The sequence below is a fragment of the Sphingobium sp. ba1 genome (assembly GCF_000743655.1).
In the GTDB taxonomy this organism is placed as follows: domain Bacteria; phylum Pseudomonadota; class Alphaproteobacteria; order Sphingomonadales; family Sphingomonadaceae; genus Sphingobium.
Genome location: NZ_JPPQ01000069.1, coordinates 3,057,694 through 3,061,498, shown reverse-complemented (window position 1 = coordinate 3,061,498; position 3,805 = coordinate 3,057,694). Strand labels below are relative to the sequence as shown.

Below are 3,805 nucleotides of genomic sequence, written 5' to 3'. Positions count from 1 at the left end.
GCCGCCGCTGATGCCACTGCCGCCGATGCCGCCGATCGCGCCGGGAGGCGTGATGCCAAGCAGGCGATCGCTGAAATCGACATGATAATAGTTCACCTGCGCTTCGATCCCGGTCAGGAACGAACTGTCGATGGTCCGGCGGCTGCGTAGGCCGATTTCATAGACCCAGGAGGTTTCGGGGCGGCCATTGAACTTCAGATTGTCGAATGCCGCCTGGCTGCCGCTGCTCCACGGCGTGACGCCGCCGCCGCCATAAGGCTGGAAGTGGCGCAGGTTCTTCTGCACGTTGACATAGACCTGCTCGCTGTCGGTGAAGTCCCACTTCGCGCCGATCGCGGGCAGGAACCAGCGCTTGGTGTTGATCTCGCCTTCGGGCAGGGCGCTTGCCGAACCAGGCAGCGATCCGATGATCGGCTGGACCGGGAAGGTGCCGCTGGCAAATTGCAGGCTGGACTTGAAACCGCCCTGGACCAGCAGGCTGGGCGTGACCTGCCAGCTGTCCTGCACATGAAGTTGCAGAACATTGGTGCGCATCTCGCTGGCATATTGGGTGAACAGCGGATCATGCGGCGGCAGCGAATAGGGGTTGTAGTCCTGCGGCCGGGTCACATTGAGCGCATACCAGTTCCGATAGGCGGCCGAGCTGTTATATTCGTACCACGCACCAAGCTGAATCTGATGGTTGCCCAACGTCGCGTCGATCGAGGACAGGATGCCGCCGCGATCGATGCGATATTCGGTGGTACGGATCGCATAGCCCGAATTGCCGGTGGCCGTCTTCAGATTCTGGCCGGGGAAATAGAGCGAGAACAGGTTGGGCAGGCCCGCGACCGTGATCGGTCCGGCGACGATGCCCGCGCCGTCATTATTATGATAATATACCTGGTTCGACCAGTCGACTTGGTCGGACAGATGGGCCTGATATTTGATGTAGCCCAGATAATCGGTCCGGATCGCGGCGCTGTAATAGTTGCGATAATTCTGCGCCTCGGCGGCCGGCACATTGCCGCTGGCGTTCAGATAAGCGACCGCGCCGGCGAAATCGGGGTAGAAGAAGGGGCGGGTATAGGGCTGATAGGCCTGCGCCGCATTGGTAGGGTTCTTGAAGACGGTGGTCGCGTCCTCATTGGGTTCCTGCTTGTCGGAATAGCTGAAATAGGCGGTCAGCTTGCCATTGCTGTCGTCATGGACGAATTTGGCGTTGGCGGCCCAGCCCTTCTGCTTGCCGCGGAAATCCCAGGCGCGCGCACGATGGCGCAGGACCGAGACATAGCCGCTATTGCCGTCGCCAAACTCGCCGCTGTCGAGGCGAACGAATGTGCGGGCCGTCCCGTAGCTGCCGAAAGTGTGGTTCAACTGTGCGCCCATCTGCTGGCGCGGATCGCTGGAGAAATTCTCGATCCCGCCGCCCAGGTTGCTGGTCGACGCGATGCCCAGTTCCGCGGTGCCGGTGGCGACAACGACGCTGCCGACATTTTCGGAGATGATAGCGCGCTGCGGAGAGAGGCCGTTGAAATTGCCGTAGCTCTGATCGCCCAGCGGCACGCCGTCCAGGGTATGGCCCAACTGCTGAGCGCTGAAGCCATGGATGAAGAGCGAGGCGTTCTGCTCGTTGTTGCCCCACGGATCGGCAGTCACATACATGACACCCGGCAGGGTCTGGATCGCCTTGAACGGCGCAACGCCCGGCAGGATCTTCTGGATTTCGGTTGTGGTAATGGCGGTCGCAGAGCGTGTAGCCTTAACACCGGTCACGACGATGGACGTTGCCTCGCCATCGACCTGCGCCGCTTGGTCTGCTGCGGGCGTGGGCGTCTGCGAAAAAGCGGGCGCGCTTACTACCAGAGCGAGCAGGCCGGCACTGCCTAGCAGGCAGGCGCGCGAACGCGTGTGCAAAATATTCATGACCCAATATCCCCAAAGCAGCGCGCAATTTCGCACTTGCAGCATCGCGTTAAATGGAGCGAGTTGCGATTTCCGGTCCGTTTCGGGTCGATTTGATGACATTTGGGCGGCGGACATGTTGCATTGCGTCCTGACGCTTATGATGGCGGTCAAGGTGCGGTGTAGGTCCGAATTTCGGCGAGAGATATCAGGCGTGGCTGTGTATTGGTCCGTCTGCGCTCAGTAAGTAGCCCAAGCTTTTCGGTAAGGGGAAAGTTCGCAGGCGAGCATCGGGCATTGTGCAGCAAATGACGATAGTGGGTTGGGCTCAGAGACTATTTTCTCCCGAGCCGATAGTTGTTGTGCCCGGTTGCTATGCCGTGAGTCAGTTTTACGGATAGAATCTCTCGTACAAAAAAGTCCGCGTCGTAATTTGTAACTCAATCATCATCAGATCCTGCAAGGCGGTCGTTCCATGTCAGCGACAAGCCGTTCATGAAAGGAGCAAGAAAAGCGCCTTTGAGCGCCAGCGACCTCGCGGTCTTTTCCTCGTCGATGTGGATGTACCAAGGCAATCGAGACTCCTTGGTCCCGATACTGCTGCGCCGGGAACTGGTGCTCATCCTGTTGCTCTATGCGGGCGCTCGGCGCCGCCGACGCGGCAGAAGGGGCGGTGACGCTCTTCTTCATAGAGGAGGCACTGGGGATTCACGGGTGGACCGGGGCGCTGCTGCTGGCCCATCTGCTCATCCGCAGTTTCGCATGGGGTGCGGACTATATAGCTGCTGCGGGCGATGGTGTCGGATCTGGTGCGATCGGGCGGCAATGGCTTTGCTGCCACGCACTATGCGCCGTTCAATGTCGCGAACAAGCTCGCCGCCGCGCTGGGCGTTTTCGGGGCGCTCACGGCGCTCGCCTTTATCGGCTTCCTGCCGGGTGCCGCGCATGGGCTAGGCGAAACCACCTTGCGGGCGATCTACGCGCTGCCCTCATGCCTGGCTGGCCTCATCGGCCTGCTGGCACTGCGCCGGATCGCTCCGACGCAGTGCCGTTCGGTCAGCTGATCTCCCAGCCGCTCAACCCATCTTCGGCGATCCGTGCGCTGGCATGGCGCGCGATGTCGAGCTTTCCGATCGCCTGGCGCGGCGTTAGGACGCGGACGAAGTCGGCCTCCACCCGGTCGCGTGTCAGCGATACCGTTACGAAACCAACGGCATTGGTGTCGCACCAGCGTATATCGCGATTGTCGTGGACAAAGGCGTCGCCGACCGGCCCCGACGGCAGGAGCAGTTCCCCGATCGAAGGACCGGTCAGCGTGGAGGCGGAAAGCTCGAGACCAATCCGGCGGTCCCCGCGATGGGGTTCGTTGATCCAGGCCATGTGACTGTCGCCCGACAGCACGAGCAGGTTCGCGCCGCTTTTCTCGAACTGGTCGTACAGCTTGTCCCGCTCGCCGGCATAGCCGTCCCAGGAATCGACATTGAGAAGCGGCAGGCCATAGCGCGTCAGGGCGTACATCGGCGCCAGCGCTACCTTGCCATCGGGAAACTTCGTCAGATCGGGATAGACGTAGCTGGACAGGATGGTCGCGCTGCCGAACAGGAACCACGGGCGGCGAGCATCCTTATGGGCCTTCAGTTCGTCCGCCAGCCATGCGCATTGTTCCGCGCCGATCATTTCGCGCGCGGGATCGGCAAGTTTCTCGCGGAAGGCTGCGACATCGGGTTCGCGCGTGACGCCTTGCGGCAGGGCCTTGAGGTCGAGTGTCTTGAGTTCCGCCGGGTCGGATATCACCCGCTCCCCACTGCCGCGCCGGTCGACAACATGCCAGTCGAGATCCTTGGCCAGCGACAATTGCTGCTGGCGGGCCTTGAGCCGGGTTTCGGGCAGGGCCAGCGTCGCGAGATCGCCGAACGCGAAG

At 61.5% G+C, this 3,805-nt stretch carries 4 protein-coding genes; 1 reads left to right on the top strand and 3 read right to left on the bottom strand.

Annotated elements, in window-relative coordinates; genetic code table 11:
• Both IL54_RS18055 and IL54_RS24335 read right to left on the bottom strand, forming a co-directional pair.
• Positions 1-1,905, bottom strand: a 1,905-nt coding sequence (locus IL54_RS18055; RefSeq protein ID WP_037479220.1) for a TonB-dependent receptor plug domain-containing protein, incomplete at its 3' end; no start/stop codon positions are given.
• Positions 1,906-2,324: 419 nt separating this feature from the next.
• The gene (locus IL54_RS24335) at positions 2,325-2,507 is read right to left on the bottom strand and encodes a hypothetical protein (protein ID WP_143058613.1); all 183 of its coding nucleotides are present in this window, start codon (positions 2,505-2,507) and stop codon (positions 2,325-2,327) included.
• Positions 2,508-2,678: 171 nt separating this feature from the next.
• Between IL54_RS24335 and IL54_RS18050 the strand changes: the two genes are divergently transcribed.
• A complete protein-coding gene (locus IL54_RS18050) occupies positions 2,679-2,948 on the top strand; it encodes a hypothetical protein (RefSeq protein WP_004212913.1) in 270 nt (89 codons plus the stop codon).
• Here the strand turns inward: IL54_RS18050 and IL54_RS18045 are convergent.
• Positions 2,941-3,805 (bottom strand): alkaline phosphatase D family protein (locus IL54_RS18045; protein ID WP_037479216.1); only part of this gene is annotated, 865 nt, incomplete at its 5' end. The genes IL54_RS18050 and IL54_RS18045 overlap by 8 nt on opposite strands.

Excerpts from the sequence above, each read along its gene's own strand:
- IL54_RS24335 (WP_143058613.1), bottom strand. The coding sequence starts at position 2,507 with ATGAGCACCAGTTCCCGGCGCAGCAGTATCGGGACCAAGGAGTCTCGA.
- IL54_RS18050 (WP_004212913.1), top strand. The coding sequence starts at position 2,679 with ATGGTGTCGGATCTGGTGCGATCGGGCGGCAATGGCTTTGCTGCCACG.